30 protein-coding genes are annotated in these 25,571 nt (G+C 39.9%); 6 read left to right on the plus strand and 24 right to left on the minus strand.

From position 1 onward, the window contains the following. Positions 1-120: 120 nt before the first annotated feature. From surE to H6G77_RS17985, 4 genes are all read right to left on the minus strand, one after another. Positions 121-801 carry a 5'/3'-nucleotidase SurE gene (gene surE, locus H6G77_RS17970; RefSeq protein WP_190872285.1) on the minus strand — a complete coding sequence of 227 codons (681 nt, stop codon included), beginning with the start codon at positions 799-801 and terminating at the stop codon, positions 121-123. An 8-nt stretch (positions 802-809) separates the two neighbouring features. Then, positions 810-2,108, minus strand: coding sequence for a response regulator (locus tag H6G77_RS17975; protein WP_190872286.1), 1,299 nt, complete (start codon positions 2,106-2,108; stop codon positions 810-812). A gap of 273 nt (positions 2,109-2,381) precedes the next feature. Then, positions 2,382-3,611 carry a response regulator gene (locus tag H6G77_RS17980; RefSeq protein ID WP_190872287.1) on the minus strand — a complete coding sequence of 410 codons (1,230 nt, stop codon included), beginning with the start codon at positions 3,609-3,611 and terminating at the stop codon, positions 2,382-2,384. A 26-nt stretch (positions 3,612-3,637) separates the two neighbouring features. Then, positions 3,638-6,394, minus strand: a complete 2,757-nt coding sequence (locus tag H6G77_RS17985) for a hybrid sensor histidine kinase/response regulator (RefSeq protein ID WP_190872288.1) — start codon at positions 6,392-6,394, stop codon at positions 3,638-3,640. Positions 6,395-7,059: 665 nt separating this feature from the next. Between H6G77_RS17985 and H6G77_RS17990 the strand changes: the two genes are divergently transcribed. Then, on the plus strand, positions 7,060-7,788 hold the full coding sequence (locus H6G77_RS17990) for a hypothetical protein (protein ID WP_190588383.1): 729 nt from the start codon (positions 7,060-7,062) through the stop codon (positions 7,786-7,788). 52 nt (positions 7,789-7,840) lie between these two features. Here the strand turns inward: H6G77_RS17990 and H6G77_RS17995 are convergent, their stop codons facing one another. From H6G77_RS17995 to H6G77_RS18020, 7 genes are all read right to left on the minus strand, one after another. Beyond that, positions 7,841-9,304, minus strand: coding sequence for a YcjF family protein (locus tag H6G77_RS17995; RefSeq protein WP_190588382.1), 1,464 nt, complete (start codon positions 9,302-9,304; stop codon positions 7,841-7,843). Between the two features lie 59 nt (positions 9,305-9,363). Continuing rightward, positions 9,364-9,477 carry a hypothetical protein gene (locus tag H6G77_RS36275; RefSeq protein ID WP_313949893.1) on the minus strand — a complete coding sequence of 38 codons (114 nt, stop codon included), beginning with the start codon at positions 9,475-9,477 and terminating at the stop codon, positions 9,364-9,366. A gap of 70 nt (positions 9,478-9,547) precedes the next feature. Then, complete coding sequence (locus tag H6G77_RS36280) at positions 9,548-9,766, minus strand: group I intron-associated PD-(D/E)XK endonuclease (protein WP_199331548.1); 219 nt, start codon at positions 9,764-9,766, stop codon at positions 9,548-9,550. Positions 9,767-10,204: 438 nt separating this feature from the next. Continuing rightward, positions 10,205-11,158: an asparaginase gene (locus H6G77_RS18005; protein WP_190588380.1), complete on the minus strand. Its 954-nt coding sequence runs from the start codon at positions 11,156-11,158 to the stop codon at positions 10,205-10,207. 152 nt (positions 11,159-11,310) lie between these two features. Next, a complete protein-coding gene (locus H6G77_RS18010; RefSeq protein WP_190669641.1) occupies positions 11,311-11,811 on the minus strand; it encodes a CGLD27 family protein in 501 nt (166 codons plus the stop codon). Beyond that, positions 11,808-12,269 carry a ribosome silencing factor gene (gene rsfS / locus H6G77_RS18015; RefSeq protein WP_190872289.1) on the minus strand — a complete coding sequence of 154 codons (462 nt, stop codon included), beginning with the start codon at positions 12,267-12,269 and terminating at the stop codon, positions 11,808-11,810. The genes H6G77_RS18010 and rsfS overlap by 4 nt, the downstream gene beginning before the upstream one ends. A 370-nt stretch (positions 12,270-12,639) precedes the next feature. After that, complete coding sequence (locus H6G77_RS18020; protein ID WP_313954509.1) at positions 12,640-13,635, minus strand: RNA-guided endonuclease TnpB family protein; 996 nt, start codon at positions 13,633-13,635, stop codon at positions 12,640-12,642. Here H6G77_RS18020 and tnpA point away from each other — a divergent pair. Beyond that, complete coding sequence (tnpA, locus tag H6G77_RS18025) at positions 13,634-13,987, plus strand: IS200/IS605 family transposase (RefSeq protein ID WP_190872364.1); 354 nt, start codon at positions 13,634-13,636, stop codon at positions 13,985-13,987. The genes H6G77_RS18020 and tnpA overlap by 2 nt on opposite strands. 176 nt (positions 13,988-14,163) lie before the next feature. On the opposite strand, the gene H6G77_RS18030 is transcribed toward tnpA, so the two are convergent. The 3 genes from H6G77_RS18030 to H6G77_RS18040 all read right to left on the minus strand — a co-directional run bounded on the left by H6G77_RS18030 (position 14,164) and on the right by H6G77_RS18040 (position 17,933). Continuing rightward, complete coding sequence (locus tag H6G77_RS18030) at positions 14,164-15,435, minus strand: glycosyltransferase family 4 protein (RefSeq protein WP_190588377.1); 1,272 nt, start codon at positions 15,433-15,435, stop codon at positions 14,164-14,166. Between the two features lie 561 nt (positions 15,436-15,996). Continuing rightward, entirely contained in the window at positions 15,997-16,809 is an 813-nt protein-coding gene (locus H6G77_RS18035; RefSeq protein WP_190588376.1) for a carbonic anhydrase, read from the minus strand. 758 nt (positions 16,810-17,567) lie between these two features. Then, positions 17,568-17,933 carry a hypothetical protein gene (locus H6G77_RS18040; protein ID WP_190872290.1) on the minus strand — a complete coding sequence of 122 codons (366 nt, stop codon included), beginning with the start codon at positions 17,931-17,933 and terminating at the stop codon, positions 17,568-17,570. Positions 17,934-17,988: 55 nt separating this feature from the next. Here H6G77_RS18040 and H6G77_RS18045 point away from each other — a divergent pair, with 55 nt between their 5' ends. After that, positions 17,989-18,189, plus strand: coding sequence for a hypothetical protein (locus H6G77_RS18045; protein WP_190669635.1), 201 nt, complete (start codon positions 17,989-17,991; stop codon positions 18,187-18,189). 536 nt (positions 18,190-18,725) lie between these two features. Here H6G77_RS18045 and H6G77_RS18050 read toward each other — a convergent pair. The 9 genes from H6G77_RS18050 to H6G77_RS18090 all read right to left on the minus strand — a co-directional run bounded on the left by H6G77_RS18050 (position 18,726) and on the right by H6G77_RS18090 (position 23,231). Then, on the minus strand, positions 18,726-20,120 hold the full coding sequence (locus tag H6G77_RS18050) for a transposase (RefSeq protein WP_190872291.1): 1,395 nt from the start codon (positions 20,118-20,120) through the stop codon (positions 18,726-18,728). A 301-nt stretch (positions 20,121-20,421) separates the two neighbouring features. Continuing rightward, positions 20,422-20,676 (minus strand): hypothetical protein, encoded by a 255-nt coding sequence (locus H6G77_RS18055; protein ID WP_190872292.1) that lies wholly within the window; start codon positions 20,674-20,676, stop codon positions 20,422-20,424. Between the two features lie 42 nt (positions 20,677-20,718). Then, positions 20,719-21,129: a hypothetical protein gene (locus tag H6G77_RS18060; RefSeq protein ID WP_190872293.1), complete on the minus strand. Its 411-nt coding sequence runs from the start codon at positions 21,127-21,129 to the stop codon at positions 20,719-20,721. Beyond that, positions 21,126-21,464, minus strand: a complete 339-nt coding sequence (locus tag H6G77_RS18065) for a hypothetical protein (protein WP_242049241.1) — start codon at positions 21,462-21,464, stop codon at positions 21,126-21,128. The genes H6G77_RS18060 and H6G77_RS18065 overlap by 4 nt, the downstream gene beginning before the upstream one ends. Before the next feature lie 4 nt (positions 21,465-21,468). Next, complete coding sequence (locus tag H6G77_RS18070) at positions 21,469-21,783, minus strand: hypothetical protein (protein ID WP_190872294.1); 315 nt, start codon at positions 21,781-21,783, stop codon at positions 21,469-21,471. 2 nt (positions 21,784-21,785) lie between these two features. Then, the gene (locus tag H6G77_RS18075) at positions 21,786-22,070 is read right to left on the minus strand and encodes a hypothetical protein (RefSeq protein WP_190872295.1); all 285 of its coding nucleotides are present in this window, start codon (positions 22,068-22,070) and stop codon (positions 21,786-21,788) included. Beyond that, on the minus strand, positions 22,067-22,258 hold the full coding sequence (locus H6G77_RS18080) for a hypothetical protein (RefSeq protein WP_190872296.1): 192 nt from the start codon (positions 22,256-22,258) through the stop codon (positions 22,067-22,069). Before H6G77_RS18080 ends, H6G77_RS18075 begins: the two co-directional genes overlap by 4 nt. 220 nt (positions 22,259-22,478) lie before the next feature. Beyond that, positions 22,479-22,733, minus strand: a complete 255-nt coding sequence (locus H6G77_RS18085; RefSeq protein WP_190872297.1) for a hypothetical protein — start codon at positions 22,731-22,733, stop codon at positions 22,479-22,481. A gap of 354 nt (positions 22,734-23,087) precedes the next feature. Continuing rightward, a complete protein-coding gene (locus H6G77_RS18090) occupies positions 23,088-23,231 on the minus strand; it encodes a hypothetical protein (protein WP_190872298.1) in 144 nt (47 codons plus the stop codon). 43 nt (positions 23,232-23,274) lie between these two features. On the opposite strand from H6G77_RS18090, the gene H6G77_RS18095 reads away from it, so the two are divergent. The 3 genes from H6G77_RS18095 (at position 23,275) to H6G77_RS18105 (ending at position 24,799) form a co-directional block, all read left to right on the plus strand. Beyond that, positions 23,275-23,541: a helix-turn-helix transcriptional regulator gene (locus tag H6G77_RS18095; RefSeq protein ID WP_190588374.1), complete on the plus strand. Its 267-nt coding sequence runs from the start codon at positions 23,275-23,277 to the stop codon at positions 23,539-23,541. Positions 23,542-23,772: 231 nt separating this feature from the next. Then, positions 23,773-24,111 carry a hypothetical protein gene (locus H6G77_RS18100; protein WP_190872299.1) on the plus strand — a complete coding sequence of 113 codons (339 nt, stop codon included), beginning with the start codon at positions 23,773-23,775 and terminating at the stop codon, positions 24,109-24,111. A 148-nt stretch (positions 24,112-24,259) separates the two neighbouring features. After that, positions 24,260-24,799 (plus strand): DUF4102 domain-containing protein, encoded by a 540-nt coding sequence (locus H6G77_RS18105; RefSeq protein ID WP_190872300.1) that lies wholly within the window; start codon positions 24,260-24,262, stop codon positions 24,797-24,799. 108 nt (positions 24,800-24,907) lie between these two features. On the opposite strand, the gene H6G77_RS18110 is transcribed toward H6G77_RS18105, so the two are convergent. Then, positions 24,908-25,480, minus strand: coding sequence for a site-specific integrase (locus H6G77_RS18110; RefSeq protein WP_190588371.1), 573 nt, complete (start codon positions 25,478-25,480; stop codon positions 24,908-24,910). Positions 25,481-25,571: the final 91 nt, after the last annotated feature.

Raw genomic sequence — 25,571 nt, forward strand, 5'->3', positions numbered from 1 at the left:
TGAGTAATGACTTATTACTTAAAGAATGGGAAAATAACTTGAATTTTTCACCCCTGAAAAGGTACAAAATCAACAGCCTACCCCCAGCCTCCTGATTGATAGGCTTAATTTCTGATTTGCCTATACTCTTAACTGAGTAATGGCGATATTGCCAGAAAAGCAAACATCCACATCACTACCAGGAGTGCGATCGCGTTTCCCATATTCCCCTACATAATAAAATTCATTGCCATCCACACGATAATTAATCGGCAAAGCTTTATTACAGGGTTGACAAAATACCATTTTGGGGTCTGGTTCTCCTGGCTGTAAGTGGGGGAGATTTACATTCCAGAAGCATCCGGGTTCGAGAGGTCTTGGAATTAAATCAGCCAACACCTCAGCTGTTAATTTTGCGGCTAATTCCCAATCAAAATTTTGCTTGGCTTTGCGATAGTGAGAAATAGCAATTCCCGGAATCCCATTCATAGCGGCTTCGCGCACAGCAGCTACAGTCCCAGAAATATAAACATCGACACCCAGATTTCCACCCGCATTAATTCCAGATAAGACTAGTTTGGTATCTGGGCAAATTTGCGATATGGCTATTCTCACACAATCCGCCGGAGTCCCAGCGATCGCATATTCCTGCTCGGAACGCTGTTGAATATTAATAGAACGAGTTGTCGTCACTTGATGCCCACAACCTGATTGATGATCTTTCGGTGCAGCGACAATCACATTTTCACTGTTCACAGCCCGCAGCAACGCTTCAATTCCAGGCGCATCAATACCATCGTCGTTAGTCAAAATAATCGTCATTTATCAGCCTAATGAATTGGAATAGTAATTGTAAATTCTGAACCCTTCCCTAGTACAGAATATACATCCAATTTACCTTGATGCTTTTCGACAATAATTTGATGGGCAATTGATAATCCTAAACCTGTTCCTTGCCCAACTGCTTTAGTCGTAAATAAATGCTCAAAGATTTTTTGCTGAATCTCCGCCGACATTCCCACACCATTATCTTTAATCCGAATCAAAACACTTTGTTTATCTTCACTCACAGAAGTTGTAATCCAAATCCGATTCGGCTGCTGCTCAATTTCACTATAACTCCGCCCTATATTCGACTCTTCTAAAGCATCAATGGCATTGGTTAAAATATTCATAAATACCTGATTTAACTGACCGCTAAAGCAAGTCACAGAAGGTAAACTTCCATAATTTTTCATCACTTCGATTTCGGGGCGGATTTTGGAAGCTTTCAAGCGGTGTTTGAGAATCATAATTGTACTGTCTATACCATTATGAATATTGCAGAAAACTTTCCGGTCTTGATCAGAGCGCGAAAAATTCCGCAGACTAGTACTGATGTTGCGAATGCGCTGAACTCCCTCTTTCATCGAAGTAATTAAGTTAGGTAGGTCAGAGCGCATATAGTCTAAATCTGTTTCTGCAATTTCGGCTTGAATAGCAGCTACAGGTTCAGGATAGTTTTGCTGATAAAGGTCAATTATCTTCATCAAGTTATTAAAATAATTTGTAGTATGAGCCAGATTGCCATGAATACAACTCACAGGATTATTAATTTCGTGAGCAATACCCGTGACTAACTGACCTAAAGCAGACATTTTCTCTTTCTGAATTAATTGCAGTTGATATGCTTGTAAATCTTTTAAGGCTTGGGATAGTTCGGCAGTTCTTTCGGCGACTCTTTGTTCTAAAGTTTTAGTTAAATAACGCAGTTGTAAGTGGGTTTTAATTCTTGCTAATACTTCTTCTTTTTGACAGGGTTTAGTAATATAATCAACAGCTCCTAAACTTAGTCCTTTGACCTTAGTTTCTGTATCCGAAATTCCCGTCATAAAAATTACTGGAATATCTTGTGTTAAGGGGTCTGTCTTTAATTTTCGACAAGTTTCCAAGCCATCGATTCCAGGCATCATGACATCTAGTAAAATTAAATCTGGTAATTTATCTTGAATTTGCTGAAGTGCCTTTTCGCCATTTCTCGCTGTAGTCACACTAAATCCCGCATTGGTTAATGCGTCAGAGATAATTTCTAGATTTGTGATAGTATCATCTACAATTAAAATTAAACTATTTTCTTGTAAGTTCAGCATTGGGATGTTTTGGGTTGAAATATTAAAATCAGAATCAGTGAGTTGGTCGCAGTTACAAGTATAAAAACTCTGAACGATTAGCAAAATATTTGAGTAAATATACTGTGAAAAATTAAGATAGGGATAAAGCTTGTAACTGCTATCCACTGTTACTTATTTTTCCCAAAGCAGCAGCAGCTATTACTATTGCTGTGAAAATTTTCTTCACCCAATTTGCAACAGCACTAGCAGAGTTCGGATTTATGACTTATTTCTTCAAAATCTCAATAAACTTCAGAAACTTCCTTGGTAAATAGGAATGGCGATCGCAAACTTAGCGCCTTCTCCTGGTGAAGCATCAACTTCTAAAGAGCCTCCGTGTTTTTCCACAATAATTTCCCGCGCGATCGCTAACCCCAAACCAGTCCCTTTACCTAGAGGCTTGGTAGTAAAAAATTGCTCAAACATTCTCTGCTGCACATCTACAGACATTCCAACGCCATTATCAGCAATCTCAATCAACACAGATTTTCGATCACTACTAACTTTTGTGCTGATCCAAATCGTTGGAGTTGGCTCACTTGCATTTGATTCTTGCTTTTCGATCGCCTCATCAATTGCATCAATGGCATTTGCTAACAAATTCATCAAAACTTGGTTGATTTTGCCTGCATAGCATTCTACTAAAGGTAAATCACCGTATTCCTTCACCACCTCAATCGCTGGACGTGCGGTGGTAGCTTTAATCCGGCTGCTTAAAATGACTAAAGTGCTATCAATACCTTCGTGCAAGTCAAACAGCTGATATTCTGTGTCGTCTAGTCGAGAAAATAACCGGAGCGATCGCACAATTTGTTCCACACGTTCCGACCCCTTCTTCATCGAAGATAAAAGTTGCGGTAAGTCTTGCCTGAGAAAATCTATTTCTATTTTTTTCGAGAAAGTTTTAATTTCTGGAGTCGCACTATTGGGATTTTTTTCATACAATTCTAGTAATTTCAATAAATCATCAATATATCTTTCAGCGTGAATTAAATTACCACAAATAAAATTAACTGGATTATTAATCTCATGAGCAATCCCAGCTACTAATTGTCCCAAAGCCGACATTTTCTCTTCTTGCGCTAACCTTAATTGCGTTCGCCGCAGTTCTAAATGAACATTAATTCTTGCCAATACTTCTTCATGTTCAATTGGTTTAGTAATATAATCTACTGCACCCAACTGTAAGCCCTTGATTTTATTCACAGGTTCTGATAATGCCGTCATAAATATAATCGGGATATCTTTTGTTTTTGGGTTGGCTTTTAAAATCCGACAAGTTTCAAACCCATCCATACCCGGCATCATCACATCCAACAAAATTAAATTCGGTATTGCTTCTTCTACTTTTTCTAAAGCACTTTTCCCATTTTTCGCCACAGAAACTCTGTAGCCTGCTTGAGTTAATATTTCCAATAAAATTTTGATATTAATTGGAACATCATCAACAACGAGAATCGAATTATTAGGAATATTATTCATTGAAATATTTATTAAATTGATGTTTCTTAATTTAAGTATGGTTTTAGCATTTCCACAATAGCTTCATCCTCAAAATCTTCAATTAATTTTAAAATTTTATTAGTAAAGATTGCATATTTATGATCTAAGTTTTGAATCCGATTTATCTCTTCTTGAATCCCCATCACATAACCAGCTTTGGCGGCTTGATATAAATTCACTAATTCGCTTGCAGGCGGAAAAATTATTTCCTCCTTTACACTGTGAATAATCTCAACAGATGGCTGGCTATCTGCATAAATCCAATCTAAATTTAAATAAAACTTCAGTTGAGCGAATAGTTCCTCAGCTTGTACAGGCTTAGGCAAAAAATCATTACAGCCAGCTTCTGAACTTTGGATGCGATTTAAAGTAAATACACTCGCAGAAGATGCAATAATCACTATTTCTGCAAAGTTTGGTTGACTACGTAGATTTTGTGTCATTTGTACCCCATCCATTATGGGCATTTCTAAGTCAGTAATAATTAAATCTGGTTGATACTCTTGTGCTTGAGTAATACCTTCCTTACCATTCAGAGCTTCAATTACACAAAATCCCAGGGGTTTGAGTAAATTTACAATCACAGCCCGATTATCGGCAACATCATCTACCACCAAAATTGTTTTTTGATTTCCTTTGTATCTAATGATGTGATTGCTACCTTTGTCAAGATGGGGAACCGCAGATGATACACAATCTTTAACTTTTGGTAAATCTAGATCAAACCAAAATTTGCTACCTTGACCATAGTGGCTTGCTACTTGAATTTGGCTCCCCATCATTTCTACAATTTGACAGCTAATAGCCAAACCCAAGCCTGTTCCTTCCGACTTTTGATAACTATCTCCTACCTGTTCAAAAGGTAGGAAAATTTTCTGTAATTCTTCTAAGGATATGCCAACTCCCGTATCTTCAACTTGAAATCTGATTGTGCTACATGGATAATCTGTGGTCAGTACATCAGTTTCAATTACTTCTACACTAAACTTGACTGCACCATTATCTGTAAACTTGATGGCATTTCCTAATAAGTTTAGTAAGACTTGGCGTAAACGTTTTTCATCAGCATTAATCACACTGGGGATTAAATCACTAATGTGATAGCTAAAACGAAGATTTTTCTGCTCGGCTTTAATACGGCAGATATCGTATACACCCAAAATAAAATCATGAAACTTAAATGTATGAGGATATAACTCTAATTTTTTTGATTCAATTTTGGCAATATCTAAAATATCATTAATTAACATTAATAAATGAGAACCGCAGTGATAAATAGTTTGAATAGCATTTTGTTGTGTAGGGCTGGCTGTGCTATCTCGTTGAAGAATTTGTGCATAACCAAGAATGCCATTCAATGGTGTGCGAAGTTCATGACTGATGTTGGCAATAAATTCGCTTTTTGCTTGGTTGGCAGTGTCAGCAGCTTCTTTGGCAGTTTTTAATTCTTTGGTTCTTGATTCAACACGTTCTTCTAGTTCTTGATTAGTATTTTCTAAAGCCATAAAAAAATCATTTAATTGTCCTGCCATTTTATTAAATGATTGAGCCAAAATACTGATTTCTTTGACACCGGATATTTCAACTGTTTGGTCAAGATTCCCAGAGGCGATCGCACTACTCGCTTGTGTTAAATCTAAAATAGGTTGGGTAATCCAACGGGCTGTATATATCCCCAAAACTGTAGCGACAAGCAACGCACCTACACAAAGCAAAATAGTCGTCTTATTGTTAGCATCTATCTCTGCCATGAAGTCAGTTTCAGGTACAATCACAATTACTAGCCAATCTAATCCTAATTTATCTTGCCAAGGTGTGACCTTCACAAATTGTCGTTCACCGTGAAGTTTTAATGTAAATTGTTGTGGATTCTGAATTTGTTGAAAACTACCAAACTCTTGCTGTAAATAATCTGCTATACCTTTGATTAAAAGATTTTTACTATTAAATACTGATAGTCTATGTGCCTTACCATCAATTACATTATATGGTGCTTCATTTGTCGAAGAAGCCACCATTAGTCCAGACCTTTCTAAAAGAAATACTTTTCCTTGTTTACCAAATTTTAAATCTTTTAAAAAATCGCTAATTTGCCTTAGCAATAAATCTACACTCAATACACCCACAATCTTCTTAGAGTCATCATATAGCGGATAACTAGAAGATATAGAAAAAATTTCTGGTTTATCTTCCCATTGATAAATCTGACTCCACACTGGTCTACCCATTTTGACTGCATCAGCATACCAAGCTTCTACACGCGGATCATAATCTTTGATTGCTGTTAATTGATCACGATTGCCTTGATTATCTGTGGTATAAACGTAAAGTTTACCTAGACCATTTTTCTCAGAAACTTCATTAATTAACAGTCCACCATTATCTAAACGTTCAACCCCAATAAATTCACCTTTAGGATTAGCAAAGCTAATATAGCCAATTTTAAACACTCGCATTTGTTTCCAGAAATAGCGACTTGCTAACTGATAGTCTTGGAGGTTTAATATTCCTAAGTTGACGGCTGCTAAATTAATTTGATTCACCTGATGCGGAGTCGCTAGATATGTATTTAGATGCTGTTCTACCAGTCCATTCACTTTGGTAGTCAATTGATCTGCAAGGTTATTAACTGCTTTTTGACCGTTTCTAAATGATAAATAACCTACTAAACTAACTGCGGCAAAAATTTGCAGTACAAAGGGTACAACTAAAATCAGTCGTAAAGGCAACTTTGATGAATGCTGAATACCAAAATGCTTCATAATTTTCTGAATAGTGAGAATTCTCAACTACATACCTATAATTAGGTTGCCCATTCTCCCAGTCTCAGTATCATCAACTATCACTATCTACTGGCTAATACTCAATGAATTTTCTCAAGACACTGATGAATTTACTAATAAATAATCTTTCTATGTTTACTTATCTTAAAATACAAGCTTTGACAACCGTAATTATAATGAAACCAATTTTGTCTAAATCGGATCTATGCCTGGAGAATGATTTTAGTTTAATTGAGTCAAATAGTGTATCTTTTTTCTTTTAAAAAGTTTAGAATACCGATACCAACCAACTAAAGCAATCTCAATGTAATCGATATAGGAAGAATAAATATATATTTATTTTTCCTCGTCAACTCACTTCGGAAAACTAGTTGTTGAGTTCAAGCTTGTAGATGTTGATAAAAAGCTAATATCAACATCATAAAAGACCAATTATTGCCAATGTTCCCAATCTTTCGAGTAATGAAAATAGCATAATAGTTCGTTTAACTTTAGCAAAGTAACTTTTGTTAGTCATATATATGCTTATTTGTATGCAATATATATGTACAAAAGTTCATGCTGGCTTGCCCTATTTTTTGACTCTATGTTCACTGGAATTCAGTTAAATTGCCGTTTCATCATCAGAACCAGTAACCAAAAGTATGCAACAAGTTTTGGCATTAATCGAAACCAAACAGCAAGAGTTTGCTCAATTGCCCTTATTCTCTTTTATGCAAAATCAAAGTATACACCCCAAAGATAGGCTTTGTTTTGCACCACTAATTGTGCCTTTGGCTATGGGTTTTGGCGAATTATGTAACTATGTTTTCCGCGAAGAACCAACAACTGACAAGGTTCAAGCCTTACTAAATAGACACACCTACGAAGAGCATTTTCATTGGCAATGGTTGTTAGAAGATTTAGAAAAGCTTGATTTGCATCATTGTTCTAAATTAACTGATGCAATGTTATTTAGCTTTGGTGATGCTACTTTGAAATCACGCAATGTCTGTTATCAACTACATCATCATAGTTTCCAAGCAGATCCGGTTGTGAAATTTGCAGCTATGCAAGTTGCTGAAGCTACAGCAAATGTGTTTTTTAATGTCTCACAGCCAGTAGCTTTAGAACTAAAAGCAATCACAGGTAAGGAATATCGTTATTTTGGGATGTGTCATCTGCACGAAGAAGAACATCACCATATCAATACTCCCAATATTGTGAGTTTCTTTCAACAAATAGAACTGAATGATCAGCAAAGACAGCAAGCCATACTTGCAGTAGAGTCTATCTTTGCAGCTTATACAGAAGCTATGAACTCTTTTTTGGAGTTTGCTAAACAACAAATGTCAATACAGCAAACTAAAATTCTAGTAGACTCAGTTAACTAATAAAAAAGAGATAGTTACATCATAACTATCTCTTTTTTGATTAATGTTCCAATTAACCAATAACTTGCTCAACACCATTGAGTACAAGCTTCTGTGTTTGTGGCAATAAACGCTTCACACCTTGGTGAACAAAACCTTGGAGAAAAGCCATCTGCTGATTTTGCTGAAATACCTTTTGTAAGGTTTGGCGCAATGTGTCGAGATTTAAAGCATTTCCTGAGTTTAATGCGATTTCTTGCTGCTCAAAATACTCTACGAGACTCAACCCTGCAACTCTGGTGAGATAAGCAGCACTGACACCTTGCACTAAACCACCAGCAACAAAGGTGATGGCGTTACTCTTCAAGACGGTACTCACAGCTTTTGTCGAAATTTCCACTAAACCTAACTTCAGCATCAAACTTCCCATCGTTCCAGCTACAGTTTGTGCCTGTTCTAGAGATAATTTCTGCTGATAGATATTACCTAAATCAACAACCATTTGGGCATTTATGGCGGCAGTTGCCAGTATATCTAAGGCGGGTACTGGGTTAGCAAAGGCTGTAGCCGCAGCTATCCATTGATATTGTTCAATAATGGGAGTAGCGCGATCGCACCTAATTTGATTCAAGCAATTTTTCGCCACAGCTTTCAGCGCCACAGCTTTTCTCATCGTCGTTGTCCAGACTAGCTTTTGGCCTTGCTGTGCCACAACTGCGTTTAATTGCTGTGTGAGTTGGCTAATATCCGGTGCTGGCTGTTCCAGCCATTCTTGTACAGAACCATCAGTTTCATGTTTCCGCACCTTGATAGGAACTGGAGATACCGCAGTGGCTACCACATTACCGGGAATTCTTTGTTGTAATGACAGCAACAAACTAGCACGTTCATCAGCTAAATACTGGTCTTGTTTGTTAAACACCAGAATTGTAGACTGATTTGCTGCTTTTAATTTTTGTAAGGCTTGGTGTTCTGTTTCAGTTAAGTCACCGTTGATGATAAACAACACAACGTCAGATTTGGCGACTTCTGCGAAAACTGCTGCGTCTGACTTGTCAGTTGTTTCCTGAAACAAAGGTGCTGTTTCTTGCAAGTTGAATTTTGGCTGTTTTTCTTGCCAAGCACTAGAATTGAGCAGTTGAATTAAACTGCTTTTACCTACGGCTTTACCGCCAGTTACAGCCACTTGAATTTCTTGTCTGTCTAACTCCAACGACAGGTAAGTTAATTGTTCTCGTAGTGTATTTAGAGAGGTGTGGTTTTCTGCTTCTTGTGCGAGTTGGTTAATGACTGCTTCCGCTTTGGCGATCGCACTTTCGGCTGTTGCCCGATCTACAGGTGTACAATCTAGTGGTTCTAAACTTGCTTTTGGGCGATTTTGCTGCCATAACCACAAGCCACCACCAACTGCCAGGGTACTCAATAAACCAAATTCACCTAGCTGTACGATGGAATCATCCCAGCTTTGTAGTATCCACAGGGAAAAGGAAAGTCCTAATCCTCCCACTAAAATAGGTCGTTCTAACTTCACAACCATGATTCTCCGAGCTTTTTGGAAGGTTTTCTTCAGAATAGATCAAAACCTTGCTTTGCGAATCAGACAAGCGAAGGTACACAATTTTCTTTACTTACGGTTGCTGGTAAAATTAAATCCCAAGCATTACGATATGGTGCAGAACGGGGCTTACGTTGTCTTTTTTCAGCTTCCACAAGGTGGATTTCGCTACCATATCCTATGAATACATCTACCGGGAAGACATAATACAGCAGAATTTAGGAGTCAGAATTCAGTATTCAGAATAAATAATAATGTCAAATCTCCATACCTAGCTTTGAGGCTTAAATTCTGCACTTTCGACTTACTTAAGTTTCCCCCTACATCAAATACTAAATCGTAAGGTAAGCGATCGCCAACTGGTCTTAACACTCCCCAACCACGCTTGAGAGCATGAATCACAGCTGCTTGCTCTGCTATATCACCTTTGAGCTTTGTATCCATCAACAAACACCTGAAATAAAATAAAACTCTGTAGCTTTTACACCACAGAGTTTTATTTTATTTTTAATTTGGTGGCGGGAAGTGGATTTGAACCACTGACCTTCGGGTTATGCTTACCATCTACAGTTTTCACTGCCTGGATTAACCAGTTTGTGGTCTGGACTGTCCCTTCACCCTCGACTTTTTTACGTTAGGGTGCCTGCCTTCCAGTCTCTACACCTTCTCCATTTCTGGAGCTTGGTTCGGGATTACCGCGCTATTGGCTTCCCCGAATTTGACAGGTAATCGCACATGAGTTTCTTCATGTACCGCCCACTGTAAGAACAACTGATAAGCGTTTAGTTACTCTTACTCGTTGAGCCCGACGAGCTACCAGGCTGCTCTATCCCGCGTCGCTCTTGACTTTTCCAGTATAACGCAAAGTCCAGAGTTTGACAACTATAACAGCGATAATTCTCCCACAACTTCTAATCGCCTGTATTTGCCAAAGGTCATAAACCTTTCTGCGAGGGTTTCTGCGGCGCTGGGGCTAATCCAACCCATTTGTTGCAATAAGTGAATAGCGACAGCATGTTTGGCGCGTTTTGCCCCATCCATCACTTTAATTGCGAGTCCCATACCTTCGCCAAGTCTGCCAATACACTGTACGCCTTCTGCACCAGCTTTACTGACTACTTCTCCTGGTGCTAAACGCATCAGTTCTGTATCAAATTCGCCATCGCCAGCAACTAAGCTAGGGTGATGAATCATTGCCCGGACAATGCGCTCCATATCTAAATTACTACTTGCGGCTAGTAGGGCATATAAAGATGCCATTTGTCCTAGTTGCATAAGATATGTTGGTACACCGCAGTCATCATGGGCGCTGATAAATTCCTCCGCAGGCATTCGCAGTAACTCGGCGATCTTAGTCAAAATTAATTGCTGTATGGGGTGCTTGCGGTCTAAATAGTTATTTGCAGGCCAATGGCGTTGCTGGCAAACAGCTAACATCCCAGCGTGCTTACCAGAGCAATTGTATTCCAGGGGACTGCGTTTACCTTCTGGAATTGGGCATTGAAGAGCAGTTGGATCAACATCAGCACGCCAAAGGATGTTAAATACTTGTCTGACTTGCTCTATTGTGCCTTTATGGGAACTGGCAATAATTGCTAAATCGCGATCACTCAGATCGTAGCGTTCTAGGGTACCGGTTGTGGTGACAGCTAGTGCTTGAAAGGGTTTGAGTGCCGAACGGACAAATGTTGCCGTTTCTGCATTACCCGCAACGGATAAAACCCGGCCTCTGTCATCACATACAGCAGCTTGGACTACATGGCGTGATTCTATGATGCCTTCTCTGAGTAACCGGACTTCCAGTACTGTGGCTTGAGTTCGTTTTCCCATTGTCATGGGTTAAAATTTATCTCTTTTTATATTTGTCAATGGTCAATCATCAATAGTCAAAAGGCTAATTTGAGACTTTATGACTATGGACTTTTGAACGCCAGTGAGCAAGTGGGCATCGCCACCCAACGCACTAGCTCCTCTTGACTGTGGACTATTTAAAACAAATGCCAAACTATAGTACCAATTAGGTACATTCCCGCCAAGCCAGCAAAGGTAAATTGTAACCGTTGCAGAATTGGCTTAATTTCGTAGGTGACAATTAAGCGATCGCGAGCCAAAATCTCTTGAGGTTTGATCCAGGTTTGACCATCATACCAGCCCGACTCTTCATAAAAGACAGTCGTGCTGTAGAGGCGATCGCGCACATAACGCCATCCTAAATACATACGTAACAAGACAAAAATTACTCCCAGACTTGCGCCTGCGGCTCCACACAAGACAAAATGGGCAGCATATTTTTGTGGTGGAAAGCTGGCTGCGGCCACTGGCCCAGAAACCAGCCAAGAAAAACCCCAAATCCAAGCAATGTTTGTGAGATATTCGCGCCAATTTAAAGTGCAATCACGAAACAGCCAGGAAGTTCTTAATTCTTCGTACTCATTCAGTGGTTGTTGGTCTATAGGAACCGGACAATTGGAAACCGAAGACCTCATCATATTGGCTTACCCCCACCCTCATCGGCGTTTGGAACGGCAATACGTTCTGCATTGACCCAGAACGCTTCTAAATTATAAAACTCTCGTTCCTTGGGCATCATGATATGAACAATTACATCACCGTAATCTTGCAACACCCAACTGCCTTCCCCTTTGCCTTCTGTGCGTAAAGGGCGACGTTGCCATTCAGTTTCAACTTTATCTTCTATTGCTTGTGCGATCGCCCTGACTTGCACCCTAGAGTAACCAGTCAACATCACAAAATAATCTGCTAGGTAAGATACATCGGCTACTCTCAGTACCAAAATATCCCCTGCTTTGCGATCTGACGCTGCGTCAGCAACAGTTATAGCTAATTGCCCACTCAAATCTTTTATCCCTCCATCTAGGCTTTTGAGTGGACTGTTTTTCTCCGACACAGACTGTAATGGGAGATTTCCTTGGATATAATCAGACATTAAACCTCAGGTGCTTGATCCCTTTTATTTTATAATTACTCACCAACAACAATTGAACAACAACTGTTTTTTTGAATACTAACAAAAAAACACCTGTTAATGCAGTTAGTTCCAAATTAGCTGTTTGGGTTGCAACTAAAAATCAGACTAAATAGCTCAAAGCTCAAGTCTGATCACTAAATCAAGCCGTAAATTTTTACCAATAATTGTAGCGAATTATTGCTCCATTAAAATCTTATGATATTCAATATTCTATTTCAAGGATGAGTCGGTCATGATTCTGTCACATTTTTGATCGGCGACAGCCTCATCTAGATTTGGTGCTTTTTGACATACTAACCGCCCTAAAGGGTCGGTGATTCTTGACGGTTCACAGCAACGAGCTACTCTTGGTAGTCTGACAGTCGCTCCCCGTCCGTTTAAGGTCGTGCTGATGCCCCATGCCGACCATTTTTATGTTTTGGGATGCGTTCTCATCTCTGTCGTGCTGAGTGTTGCAGTTCAAGCACAACACTGAGCGAACAGATAAATCAATCTTGCCCCAACGATACCCACAGCAAGAACAAGTTTGGCTAGTAGGTTCCCATCTACTAATTACTCTAAAAACCCGATTAAGCTTTTCAGATTTACTCTCACAAAATACCCGAAATTCTCTCCAGCCTTGCAAACTAATAACTCTTGCTAGATTACGGTTCTTGACCATTCCCGACACATTCAAATCTTCCAAAACAATAGTTTGGTTTTCACTAACTATTTTGGTTGATAGTTTGTGCAGTAAGTCTTTACGGGTATCTACAATTTGGTTGTGTTGTTTCGCAATCCTTAGTCTGGTGATTTCACGACGTTTAGAACCTTTGTGTTGCCTTGATAGCTTGCGTTGTAGTTTGCGAATTTTGCAATCTTTCTTTGAGTAATTAGGACTTACTGCTTTCTCACCATTACTCATAACTGCAAAAGTTTTAATTCCCAAGTCGATACCAATGCTTTGGTTTTTAGCATCAATATGAATAGGCTCAACTTCTACAACAAAACTAAGAAAATAGCGATGAGCAGCGTCTTTAATAACAGTTACACTACTTGGTGCAGATGGTAAATGCCTTGACCAAACGGGCTTAACATTACCAATTTTGGCTAGATATACTTCATCTCCTTTAATTGAAAACCCACCTATTCTAAATCGCGCTGACTGTCTCCCCATTTTCTTTTTGAACTTAGGTTTACCTACTTTTTTGAGGCAGCGCGTTGCGGGGGTTCCCCCCGTTGTAGCGACTGCCGTACCTTTTCGTTTACCTTTGAGTGAATCAAAAAAGTTATTGTAGGCAAGCCAGTTTCGCAGAGAAAGACATAGTGTTACAGACTTAAAAATTCACTTGGTATGCGTTACCAAATATCGTAAATCTGTATTCACAAAGCAGAGCATTGAATTGATTGATAAAACGTTTAGAGAAGTAGCAAAAAAGATGGATTTTGAAGTGATTGAGTTTAACGGTGAGGATAATCATGTTCATGCACTTATTGAATATCCACCTAAGTTGTCTATCTCTCAAATAGTTAATGCCCTAAAAGGTGTTTCTAGTCGTCGTTACGGACAAGCTGGATACAAAAAACCCCACAAAGAGTCTTTATGGAGTCCTAGTTATTTTGCTGTATCCGTTGGAGGTGCCCCATTAGAAGTTTTGAACGAGTACATTAGGAATCAAGAAAAGCCGTCCTTCTAGGACGGGGCTTGTATCCTATTCTTTTGGTCATTGGTCATTTGTCAGTAGAAGAACTAAAAAGGACAAGGGACAAATGACTAATGACAGTCTCAATCAGACAATGTGCAGATTGAAGGTGTAGTAACATTAATTCCACACCAATTTTTTTGGGTCAGTCAATAGTCAGCCTGTATGAGTTACACCTCTTGTTTGGAAACTACTTTAGCTTCAATTACCTGACTATCAGAAGTTACTGATTCAAACAAAGCCTCATAGTGACTTAAGGCTTGGTCAAAAGCATACTGCTCCATCGCATACTGACGACTGTTATAGCCCAAGGTTTTTACCTTTTCAGGGTGTTTGTAAAGTTCTAAAATGGATGCTGCCAAAGCTTGGGCATCTTCTGGTGGAACAATAACCCCACCACCACTTTGCCTGATGGCTCTGGCTGCGGTGCCATTTTCGGGAACTGAGGCTACTATCGCACGACCACTGGCCAGCAAAACTTGGATTTTGGAAGGCATATTGAAAGAAATCACATTCTTCTTCTGCACAACTAAACCAACATCAGCCGCCGCCAACATTTGTGGTAGTTCTGCACGCGGTTGAAATGGCAGTAACAACACATTATCTGCACCGCATTCTAAACAATACTGTTGTAATCTTTGTAAACCTTTAGCCTCACCCACAATCACAAAAGCAATATCTGTGATATCTCGTAATTTTGCTGCCGCTTGAATTACTGTTTCTAAACCTTGAGTGAGCGCAATGTTACCAGAATATTGAACGACAAACTTACCGTTGAGATTGTGTGTATTACGGAAGGGATTATTTTCTTTAGGTAAAGGACGAATGAAGTTGACATCCACCCAGTTAGGAATCTGCTCGATTTTATCTGCTTCTACACCCTTAGATAGTAAATTTTCGACAAACCCATCAGCAATGACGCTAATTTTTGTAGCTGAATGGTAAGCAAATTTTTCTAACGCAGCAAATACTTTGATCAGCAATTTATTTTTCAGTAGCCCAACATGAACTGCTGCTTCTGGGAGGATATCTTGAAGATTCAGCACCACTGGGCAAGCGCGTAACCATCCGAGTAAAGCCGCAGGTACACAGACAGGTAGAGATGGTGACGTTGATAAAATCACATCTGGTCGCCATCCGAATAAAGCAGGTAAAAAACTTGTAACAACAAAACTAGCATCAAGCATTATCCGATCCAACAGATTCGGTTGTGGCCGAATCCAAACATAACTGCGTTGGATTTGAACGCCATTTTTGTACTCATTTAGGTAGAATTTGCCCCGATAACCCTCGTAAATTTGGCGTTCAGGATAATTTGGCATAGCGGTGACGACGCGCACTTCATGCCCTCGCTTGGCCAGTCCTTCTGCTAATTCCGTCATCAACGGGGCAATACCAATTGGTTCTGGATAGTAGTTGTAGGAGTAAATTAATATCCGCATAAGAAATCAGTCAGAGTCCCTGGCTTTTTGGATAACAATGATGTTGTGCTGCATTTTGTTGCACCTGACTTCAATTGTCTCCTTAGTCTCTTTTAATGTCAGTGGTTTGTCGTTGAAGATTGAGTAAAATTTATTGGGAATTGCGGAGAGAATACTTAATAAATTTATGACGGGACTATTTACAGTAACAAGTAAGTATGCACTGATAAAATTCTGACTGTTTTTGCAATTAGCAGATAGTTAAAATATCAAAAATTAATGAATTTAGTAGCCCTACTTCATGTCTGAAATCTATTTAAGTTGGGCAGTTTGATTCCAACTCTCAGTGACCTCATAATATAGTCGTAAACACTCAAATTAGCAGTATATAATTTTTAGTACAAGTTAAATATAATTCCTAGTATGGGTAATTTATTGAGATACGTGTAATTACTTTATGGGGAAAACAGTAATTTAATTACTCAGGAGATGTTTTAAAAGTGGCAGGGTATCGTCAGCAAGCTCACAAGGCTGATGCTGAGATTTGTAGAAGACAGCACCTTGTGAGCGAATGAGTAAAGATTAATTTGAGTGATTGGAACCTCGATAAATTCGCTCTCTTTGCTCTGGAGAAAGATGTGGTATTGGGAAACGTTCAGATGCTCCTATTGTAAAGTCCTGAGTTTGTGTCACTTCATCTGCTTGAGAACGAATTCCGACATCACAATTGAGAAATGGATTGAGGATGGTATCTTCTGTTTCTGACTCCGCAAGTTGAGTTTGAGGTAATACATAGGCGTGTTTATGCGGGTCGTACGCTAAAACTTCTCCTGACTCAATGTGATAAATCCACGCATAAATTTTCAGTTGACCTTGGTACAGTTTGGAGTGAATGACGGGATATGTCCGTAAATTCTCAATTTGCGTGAGAACGTTTTCCGCAATCATTATTTCTAACAATTCTTCAAACTGGTAATGACCGTAGTGGTCTAAAACTAGCCTACGAGTCGCTTCTGCATATTTCAGCCAATCATAAACCAGTGGTAAATCCTCTCGCAGACTCTGTAATTTCAGGAGTCCTTTCATCGCACCGCAATGAGAGTGACCACAGATAATAATTTGCTGAATTCCTAAAGCTTGAACTGCATATTCAATAGTTGCACCTTCACCACCATTAGTTGCGCCGTAAGGAGGAATAATATTACCTGCATTGCGGATAACGAATAATTCACCAACCTGTGCTTGTGTAATGAGATTTGGGTCAAGACGTGAATCGGAACAAGTGATAAACAGTACTCTGGGTTTTTGACCATGCGAGAGTTGCTCAAACAATTCTTGGTGCGTTGAAAAATAGCTAGATTTAAATTCACGCAGACCTTTAATTAATTTCTTCATTACCAAGTTCCAGAAATATTTGTAGGTAAGTTACTGAATCAAAACAATATTCATTGAGGGTGAGATAATCTCAAATGCAGACTGATGAGCGTGATAATTAGTAGGTTTTTGCCAACATTAGGAGCTTCAGCCTTGTTGTTGAGTTAGTGTTACTTTTGTAAAACAGTAGCAGCTTGTGAGCAGACATGATTTTTGAGCTTTGAGAAGTCAGAATCAGTGACAAAGGACTTCTATATCATAGGGTAATTTGGTGCTGTAATTATAAGTAGAGAATTGTAATTAAGATAAGTTGCAGACCAGAGCTTTGAGATATCTGACAGTAATATCTCAAGTGTGCTTGGAAATTGAGCCTTATTCACAGAGGTTATACCATTCCACTTTAAACATGATACATATATGGAAGCAGCGCCTCGACTTCTCCTGACGGAGACGCTGGGCGAACGCTCGGCGACCGGAAGTAGAGTTGCAGAGGAAGTAATTTGTATCAGTAATTTCGTGAATTGGGATTAAGGCTGGATGATAGCTAAGAGTGGTCAATATTAACTGATCAATGTGTGTGGCGATCGCTATGAATGCAACTATAGCAATCCTAAATGAATCGTGAAAAACATAGATATGGAAACGAACCGCCAAGAACGCCAAGGACGCAAAGGTAAGAAAGAAGAAAAAGATATAGAAATTTTACAAATGATTTAGGACTGCTATATCTAAAAAACTAACTTTCAGAGAGTAATTATGAATGGTTATTGATGCGATAGTTATTTTTGAATGATTTCTCCAGTATTCAGATTGATCACTAGAGATGATTTTGCTTTATCTAAATTTGCTTCTAAAGGAATGACTACTGTATTAGCAATATGCTCTGGTTCGCCAAATAAACAGCGACATTGAAACTTGGTGGTCATAATTGGCAGAAAACCAATTTTTGTATTTACCTTACCATGATAATCACCACATTCTGTTACAGTATCAGGGGGAAAACAAGTCTGTTCATAAAGATAAAAGGTTTTAGAGTAGCCTGGGTATTGAATGATTTGCTTGAACTTAAAATCTACAATGTCCGAAACTGCCCAAATATATAGTATTAGTAATAGTATTCCAATTGATAATAATAAGTAAAGCATTAGGAAAATTTTGGTTTTAAATATAGGTAAAGGCTGAGGCTGGGTTAAAAATAAAATGCCTAATCCTACAGCGAGTAACCAAATTCCGAAAAAAATTAACCCTTGGGCAGATTGCCAACTGGGAATAAAAGGTAAGTTGATGAGAGCGATCGCTAAAAATGGAGCTATCAATATAAATATTAGCAGTGGATTTCGGCGCGTCATAGCTGGATTTTTCCGCCATCATAACCCATTCAAGCAAGCAGTAACTTGCTAGAGACGTGAAGATTGACAACATACCCTGTGTTCAGGCTTAATCAAGCAAGTAGCTGGTAATGACAACAAAGCCAAAATTTTTGGCTGTCTTCCCGGAAAGCCGAGAACTGAAGATGTATCTCATTACATAGCAAATTTACTATATGTAAGCTAAAAACTATTCCTTCCTTAAATCTATCTTTCCTTCTCTCATTGCTGCTCTGGTGATCCTCCAGGGCAGTTTTAATTTGATTGGTAGACAGTTAATACAAATGTATCTGTTGAGGTGAGCAGGGGGGCGGAGGAGCTTCAGGTGCAGGGGAGAGCGTACCTTCGTTCCCCCTTTCACCCCTGCACCCTTGCTTGCCTACACAAGTAAGTTTCTTATCCGAACCGTATTGGGTAGACAGTTAAATCTCTAATGAGATCATCTGGCTTTTGTAAGTATGACTGCGATCGCCTCTTCTGGTTTAGCTTTATCCTGGTTCTGGATGCTAGAACTTCACTTTAGATTGAGAACTGATAAATTTTAAACTCCCCTAACGGGGAGTAGTAGGTTTATGATACAGTCTGTACTGCTTTCTTCAACTCCTTGAACATCAGCCGGAGACCGTAGGCAGCAGTTTGTGAGATGACTAAATTACCAAAACCTTTTTTAACCTCACGCTGTTTAACACCGGGGGCAATGTCACCAACAGCCATTGAAGTAGTTAAACTCATCTGCATGGTTTGAAGTGTGAGGTTAAGTGTAGCTTCCATCTGTGGCTGCAACTCCTTTGACACCATAGGAAGTAAGTTTAACTTCAGCGATCGCTGAAATTCTTTGAGTGCTTGTTGCTGAAGTCGAGCCACAGCTTTTGTTTTCCACAGTTCGGGATTGTCTTGAAATTGGGCTTTACGCTGATCGTAAAATTCCCCTAATTTCTGGCCAAACTCATTTTTTGGCCTAGCCTGTTCAGGAGCGATAATGTCGAGTACCCAGAGGTAAAGCTGAGAACGACACAATTTAGAACCGGCTCCAGTATTCATGGTTTCCTTATCACCCGAACTATTCTCATCTTTGGCCATACCCAGCCGACGCTTGAATCTGCCAAGAGAATCAAACTTTGTAACTGGGTAAATTTGGCTGATGAGTAAAGCTTGTGGTCTAACACCAATACCAAACATCGTCATAACTCGACGGTAGGGGATAAATTCACTACTGTTGAGAATTTCTAAAATCTCGTGTTGAATTTCTACTTCCCAGTCTCGTAGGTCACACACCATACCAGCTAATTTTCTGGTAAAAGTAGTAATTCCCACGCCATATTTTTTAGCAATGGATTTCTCATACAGTTTGTCATAGTAACTACTTCCTCGCTTGAGGGTACGCTCACGAAGAGCAAGCCAAGCCCAAAGGGGAAGCGCACCATCTGAAGCAGGTTGACTTTTACTAAGTGCAGCTTCAGGAAATTCCCTGGCTAATTGTTGTCTAGCACGGTTGATGACTGGTGATTGAATCTTATTTAAAGATTGCAACTGCAACCACAAATGGCGCATTTGTGCCACCTTACCCGCTTCAAATTGCAGGAAAAAATCATCATCATCCCAGTGAAGTAATGCGTAGGCGGCAAGTGCTAGAGCATCAGCTTGGTCATTTTTATCTGGGAGTTTATTTTGTTTACGGTAGTGTGTTGCTTCCGCGTGACCGACCCACAAAACCTTAATCCCTTCAGCTTCACAAATGTGTGACCAAATCCAAGAGTAATGAACTCCAGTAGGTTCCATGACAACAGCATCGGGCTTTAGAGCTAATAATTTATTGACCCCATCAGCGTTAGCTTTAAATGTTAAAGGGTCATCATCTTTCGGACGTTTATTATCTCGAAAGTAGCTTCTAAAGTTTTTGGGAATTGATGTTAATTCCCAAGCAACTACGCTGTTTTTACACACGTCTAAACCAACTATTTTCATTTGTCAAGGTTCTGTTGTACGGGTATTTATTTGCAGCAAAAACTGTGCTAAAATGAGTCACGAATCACCCAAATTAGTGTTAACAATTCACTTTTAAACTCAACACAGTCGGAAATAATTAGCAGCAGTGGATTCATGAAGTTTTGAAACCTTTAAGGTCATTTCAATCTAAAAATCCGTGCTGCTGCTGTTATTTCCCTCTACTTAAAAAGTAGAGGCGGATGAGTTTGCGCGACTCGTCCGCGACTCCCCAAGATTGGGGAGTTTCGGCTGTTAGTCAGACAGCCATCATCAGGCGGATTTATTCGTCGTCATCGTCGTCAAATTGTGCTAATTCAATATCGATAATTTGAATTAGAGAACTAGATGCAGGTTGAAGAATATCTTGAATTACTTCATTCACTCCGCTATCAAATTCATTTACACTTTTTATTTCTTCTAAAGCCTGATCAATCTTGGCTTTAATGTGAATTAAATTGTGCCATAAGGTGTAGTAATCCCATGCTGGATCAGGTTGCCAAGTGTTGTTAGTTGTTTCAGAGTTTTTATCACTCATAAATTACCTCATCAAATTAAAAGCCATCATCAGGCGGAATAATTACATATAATCTTCGTCATCATCGTCATAAATATCGCTATCTTCGTAATCTTGCTCGGTCACAACTTCAGATTCGACGGTGACAGCAGTAAGTAAATTTCTGAATTGAGGCATGGAAGGTGCTTGAGGATTTAAACCTTGCGCTTTTAAAAACTCGGCGGTAGCATCCCATTCTTTACGTAAGGTATTTAATTTGCTCTCTAACTGAGCGCATTCTCGATAAATTTTGTTTCTCTCATCGTAAAGTTCATCAGCTTTTCTACCAACAATCTTTTTAGCTCTTTCTCTCAAATTGCTAACAATTTCGTCGATAGATTCTTCATTGTCTAGCTCAACAGAAAAACCTATTCTTTCATTGCTATAACTTCCAATTGAAATTAGAAAGTGTGCATGAAGTGTTTTAATTTTCATTGTGTCCTCCGGTTTTTAGTGCGGTAATTACAACGTTGTTCTAATAGTCCTGTGGCATCTTCCCAGCTTTGAATGAGAGTGACTGCATCATCACCATGAAATGTTTGTGTGTCACCGTTCTGCCACGTCACAGATGCAACACGCCTCGGCATATCCTCAAACTGAATTTGGCGGATTTGGGCAAGGTTAATCCAACCAGCAGCAGGCAATTTACAGCTAAACACTGATGGGGTATTGACTATGGTGTGCATTTTGGTAATCTGACAATGGTACAAATCTTGCGATCGCACCTCCCCTCGCTTATGGGCAATACTGCGATCGCATTCAAATTTCACCTAGTTAAAAGGGATTATTGGCAAGCCCCAAATCCTGCGCTTCGGTTACAGGCGGTTGTATTACAGATTGGATGGTTTGTGATTTGTAGCTTTCGTATTCCTGTTTGAGTTGGCGGAACTCCTGTTTGAGTTGCCTCAGTTCTGCCTCTGCCTGCTCATGTGCTTCTTCGCGGATTTTACGCTCGACCGTTTCCATAACACGCGAGATTGACTCATCTACGTCATCACCCTCGCTCAGTTCGGCGAACAGTGCTAATTTTTTGTTTTCGTAGTTCCCCAGGTTGAGAACCCGCTCATAATTAATGCTTTTAATTTCCATCTTTAAAAAACCCTTAAAACACTTTTATCGTCAACAATTGCGGCAAGAATTTTGTTTTCTGGAGTATCTCGGTCATGAACATATATGTGAGATACTTCTGCACCCGTAACTAACAATTTCTTGGCCTGTACCTCAGCAGCTTGGCGAAGATATTCTAAACAAGACTCTTCATCACTTCCTGTTAAACGAGTGATTTCTTGGACAGCCAAACCTAATGCTAGGGTGTGCAACAGGTAATCACTTTTGTCCATTAAAAAGTAAGCTTTATCTTCGAGTGTGATTGTCATTCAAACACCACCTTTACTTGTGGATATAAACGCCGCAAAATGACGGCATATTCCTCGGCATCTGTGCGACTGCGATATGACTCAACCAGATGCCATTTCCCATGATCATCAAGACGGTAAACTTTCCACGGTGAAAGTGACCGCTTGTAAGTAGATGTTTGTGATACTTGCGGTTTTTTGCTTTGCATATATGGACGTGATGAAGTAACACGGCGCTAAACTTTGCGCCGTGAGGAAAACCTATATTTTTCGGGCGACACAGGTAATGTCGCTTGTGAAAACAACCAAGATTTGTAATTTAAGTATAGTGATTGTCGTCTAAATTACCTCCAACGAAAGGGCATGACTGTATCGGCGCAAGTGTGAAGTGCAGCGCCGGGTGTAGGGTGTAGGGTGTAGGGTGTAGGGTTACAAATCAGCGCGGGGTGCAATTGAGGGATTGGGTAATCTGCGCCGAGGTTTAACTTTGACAACGGGTGTTGTCTGGTGATGGCGCTTAAATTCACGTAGCATACTCCGCGCCAAACGTGGACGTGTGGCGTAAAGCATCTGGTGTACAGAGTCGAGTAAGTTGGTTAACGTCTCAACTTGCTGTTGCAGTTGGCTGACTTGTTTTTCTAGCTGTCGAATGCGTTTTTTTCGAGTTACATATTTTTCCTTCATAAAAAAGTGCGACCGGTCGCCAAGGTTGCGCGTTGTGTATAAAAAACTGCTATCCATAACTAACTACACAGTAGTCAGCAATTTCATGTCGTGCATCTGCGCGTAAGCCACTACCCCACGCCAAGCCTCTGCGGGATTTTCACCCAGGACTTACTTCCACACCACCCCATGTCTCCATGTCGCCACTTTTAGCCTTGGTGTGTATGGAATGCCCTACTAAGGTCGGTTACAGACTGCGGCCGCAGTACATCTGCACGTCACCAGATTTTTTACAATCCGCGACTATATTGAGACAAATCTCAAGTGTTCACTTATCACTCAGCACTAGGGACTACTGGTAGCCTGAATCACCCTTCATCGGTTTTCAACGGCTATGACATCAAGTGTTACTTCCCGATTCTGCTGTGTCTGTCTTGGTGAGACACTTGTGAAACCAGCCAAAATAACTGTTTCTCCACCGAAGCAAATATCGGCTGGTCTTTTTTTATCGTTCAACATGAATGATACGTCCTGTCATGACTACTGTCAAGACGTTTCATTCATGAACTTTACGTCTATGATAGAAGATAACCAACAAGAACAGGAAAAGTCTCCCTTGAGGCTATTAAGAGAAGAAGCAGGACTAACACGTCCCCAAGTTAAGCAAATAATAGGCGTTTCAGAGAGGCGACAAGCTGACTGGGAATCTGGAAAAGCTATGCCAAGTGCTGAAAACATCGCGTCACTCTGCCGATTGTACAAAGTGTCTTTAAAGACTATGTTCAAATCGCTAGGGATTGATGTGTCTGGTATACCTAATGACGAATAGCTGACGAGAAACACGCCACAGTAACAGCTGTGGCGGCCATAAATACCTAACCCAATTATGACGAAATTGGATGAATAAGGAGCATCCTATTAGATGAACGTAAATAGCAAAGTATAACTAACTACTGGGTAATCTAAATTTGTACTTATCGTTTTCACTCAGAAAATGAAAAATCTTATCAGGCTATCAGTTGTTGTTGGATTTGCACTATTACAGAGCTGCACTCCCTCAGTGAAATCAAGTCCGATTGCATCAGAACCAGTTGTAAATTCTCCCAGTGGTTCAGACAAGTATGAAGTTCAGTGGAGTGGAACTAGTGGAAAGGAATTATTTGCTGGTTATTCGATTCTTTCGTTAGACCCACCAGGTACACCGATGAAAGTAGAAAGCATCAAAGGAAAACTACCCCACAAGGTCAACTTTTCGGCTCCTAAAAATGCCATAGTCTCAGCATCTGGTAACACATTTCCCCACACAGCAGTAGAAATCAAAATTTATAAAAATGGCTCAGAGTGCGGAAAGGTGGGGGCTGTTGGGAGTGGGGTAGGAGCAAACAAAGTTTGTCAATAATCCAAGCCCCACAAGTTAACCCAACTTAGTTATAGCTTGCGACCTGTGACAATGCGATCGCACTTTCTCAAATGAGGAGCGATCGCAGTTACTTATGACAAAAGACTAAAAGCCGCACCAGATGGGCGGCCGCTCTACTAATTGAATTATGCCAGTAAACACAAAATCAGAAAACGGACGGTGCAACACTGGTCAGTTAACACTTTTTGATTTAGAAAAATACACCAACTACGACGAAACCCAAGAACCACCAGACCCAGAGCATTACCAAACACCGGAAGCATACGAACATGCGTGGCAGCAGTGGGAAAAACAATATCCTGATTTGGTGAAATATGTCGTTGCCATGTCTCCGTGTAAAAGTGTTGGGGGGCAAGAAACAGCCGACACATCATTAACCCCTAGCACCACCAATAACCACGTAGCAATAACTACTAAAAAAATTGCCCCCCAACACGAGACGACACACTGGGTAGAAAAATACTGGGTAGAGCGTAGCAGCCGTAAATACTGGTATTGGCGCTATTGCTGGATGACAGGACGAAAAATTCACCGCCGTTACATTGGCTCTATCACTTCGCCCAAAGCACGCGATCGCAAACAGTCCATCGAGGCGGCGATCAATTTTGGGCGATCGCCAAAAGAGATTGAGAATTTAATACACTCCTGGCGCAATCATCGGAGCTAATCATCAGAGCCATGAAAAATGCGATCGCGCGGCGTACCAGGAGAGCGATCGCCAAAAATGAATATTTCAGATTGATTGTAGAGGATGAAAAATGAGATCGCAAAATAGTCAATAATTAGCGATCGCCAATTCTAAATCAGCCTCATCAACATCAATGTATTTTTCCAAACTGGATATTGTTCTATGGCCAGAAAATTTCTGAATCATACTTAAAGCCCAACCACGGCGAGCCATCTGAGTTAAGATAGTCCTTCGTGGCGAATGGGTAGAATAGCCACACTCAGTTAGTTTTGCCTTCTTCAGAGCGCGGCGAAACGCATCATCAAAGCTTTGTAGCTGCAAATGCTGTCCCTCACTACCCAAAAATAAGTAACCTGAGATATCAGGCTGGTTAATTTTCCAATAATTAATCAGCAACTCGCGTAAGTTTTTGTGAATTGGCACTTGTCGAGTTTGGTGAGTTTTAGTCTGTGAAGCTCGGTAAGTCAGTCGCCTTAACGGTTTTCCGTCAGGCGAATAAACATCACTAGTCATCAAGCTGCACACTTCCCCAGCACGGCCAGCCGTCCAGTATGCAACTCGTAGAATCATCTTATGATTTTCTCCCGGCATAGCCGCCAGAATAGATTCAAAATCCTTATCAGAAAAAATAGCAGCTTGTCCGTGCCGATTGACCTTCATCTACAAGTTTATATTTCCATTGATTGAAAATAGGTATATTCAAATATTTACCAACAGTAAATATTTCATCAATTGTATATATAGCAATACT

The organism is Aulosira sp. FACHB-615, from assembly GCF_014698045.1.
GTDB lineage: Bacteria > Cyanobacteriota > Cyanobacteriia > Cyanobacteriales > Nostocaceae > Nostoc_B.

Coding starts and splice junctions, on each gene's coding strand:
- H6G77_RS18075 (WP_190872295.1), bottom strand. CDS start 22,070: ATGACAATCACACTCGAAGATAAAGCTTACTTTTTAATGGACAAAAGT.
- H6G77_RS18095 (WP_190588374.1), top strand. CDS start 23,275: ATGAACTTTACGTCTATGATAGAAGATAACCAACAAGAACAGGAAAAG.
- H6G77_RS17975 (WP_190872286.1), bottom strand. CDS start 2,108: ATGCTGAACTTACAAGAAAATAGTTTAATTTTAATTGTAGATGATACT.
- H6G77_RS18080 (WP_190872296.1), bottom strand. CDS start 22,258: ATGCAAAGCAAAAAACCGCAAGTATCACAAACATCTACTTACAAGCGG.
- H6G77_RS18090 (WP_190872298.1), bottom strand. CDS start 23,231: ATGTTGAACGATAAAAAAAGACCAGCCGATATTTGCTTCGGTGGAGAA.
- H6G77_RS18040 (WP_190872290.1), bottom strand. CDS start 17,933: ATGCTTTACTTATTATTATCAATTGGAATACTATTACTAATACTATAT.
- H6G77_RS18010 (WP_190669641.1), bottom strand. CDS start 11,811: ATGATGAGGTCTTCGGTTTCCAATTGTCCGGTTCCTATAGACCAACAA.
- H6G77_RS18050 (WP_190872291.1), bottom strand. CDS start 20,120: ATGAAAATAGTTGGTTTAGACGTGTGTAAAAACAGCGTAGTTGCTTGG.
- H6G77_RS18085 (WP_190872297.1), bottom strand. CDS start 22,733: ATGAAGGAAAAATATGTAACTCGAAAAAAACGCATTCGACAGCTAGAA.
- H6G77_RS17990 (WP_190588383.1), top strand. CDS start 7,060: ATGCAACAAGTTTTGGCATTAATCGAAACCAAACAGCAAGAGTTTGCT.
- surE (WP_190872285.1), bottom strand. CDS start 801: ATGACGATTATTTTGACTAACGACGATGGTATTGATGCGCCTGGAATT.
- H6G77_RS18105 (WP_190872300.1), top strand. CDS start 24,260: ATGCCAGTAAACACAAAATCAGAAAACGGACGGTGCAACACTGGTCAG.
- H6G77_RS18005 (WP_190588380.1), bottom strand. CDS start 11,158: ATGACAATGGGAAAACGAACTCAAGCCACAGTACTGGAAGTCCGGTTA.
- H6G77_RS18110 (WP_190588371.1), bottom strand. CDS start 25,480: ATGAAGGTCAATCGGCACGGACAAGCTGCTATTTTTTCTGATAAGGAT.
- H6G77_RS17995 (WP_190588382.1), bottom strand. CDS start 9,304: ATGGTTGTGAAGTTAGAACGACCTATTTTAGTGGGAGGATTAGGACTT.
- H6G77_RS18030 (WP_190588377.1), bottom strand. CDS start 15,435: ATGCGGATATTAATTTACTCCTACAACTACTATCCAGAACCAATTGGT.
- H6G77_RS18035 (WP_190588376.1), bottom strand. CDS start 16,809: ATGAAGAAATTAATTAAAGGTCTGCGTGAATTTAAATCTAGCTATTTT.
- H6G77_RS17980 (WP_190872287.1), bottom strand. CDS start 3,611: ATGAATAATATTCCTAATAATTCGATTCTCGTTGTTGATGATGTTCCA.
- rsfS (WP_190872289.1), bottom strand. CDS start 12,269: ATGTCTGATTATATCCAAGGAAATCTCCCATTACAGTCTGTGTCGGAG.
- H6G77_RS18045 (WP_190669635.1), top strand. CDS start 17,989: ATGCCTAATCCTACAGCGAGTAACCAAATTCCGAAAAAAATTAACCCT.
- H6G77_RS18055 (WP_190872292.1), bottom strand. CDS start 20,676: ATGAGTGATAAAAACTCTGAAACAACTAACAACACTTGGCAACCTGAT.
- H6G77_RS18060 (WP_190872293.1), bottom strand. CDS start 21,129: ATGAAAATTAAAACACTTCATGCACACTTTCTAATTTCAATTGGAAGT.
- H6G77_RS18070 (WP_190872294.1), bottom strand. CDS start 21,783: ATGGAAATTAAAAGCATTAATTATGAGCGGGTTCTCAACCTGGGGAAC.
- H6G77_RS36280 (WP_199331548.1), bottom strand. CDS start 9,766: ATGGATACAAAGCTCAAAGGTGATATAGCAGAGCAAGCAGCTGTGATT.
- H6G77_RS17985 (WP_190872288.1), bottom strand. CDS start 6,394: ATGAAGCATTTTGGTATTCAGCATTCATCAAAGTTGCCTTTACGACTG.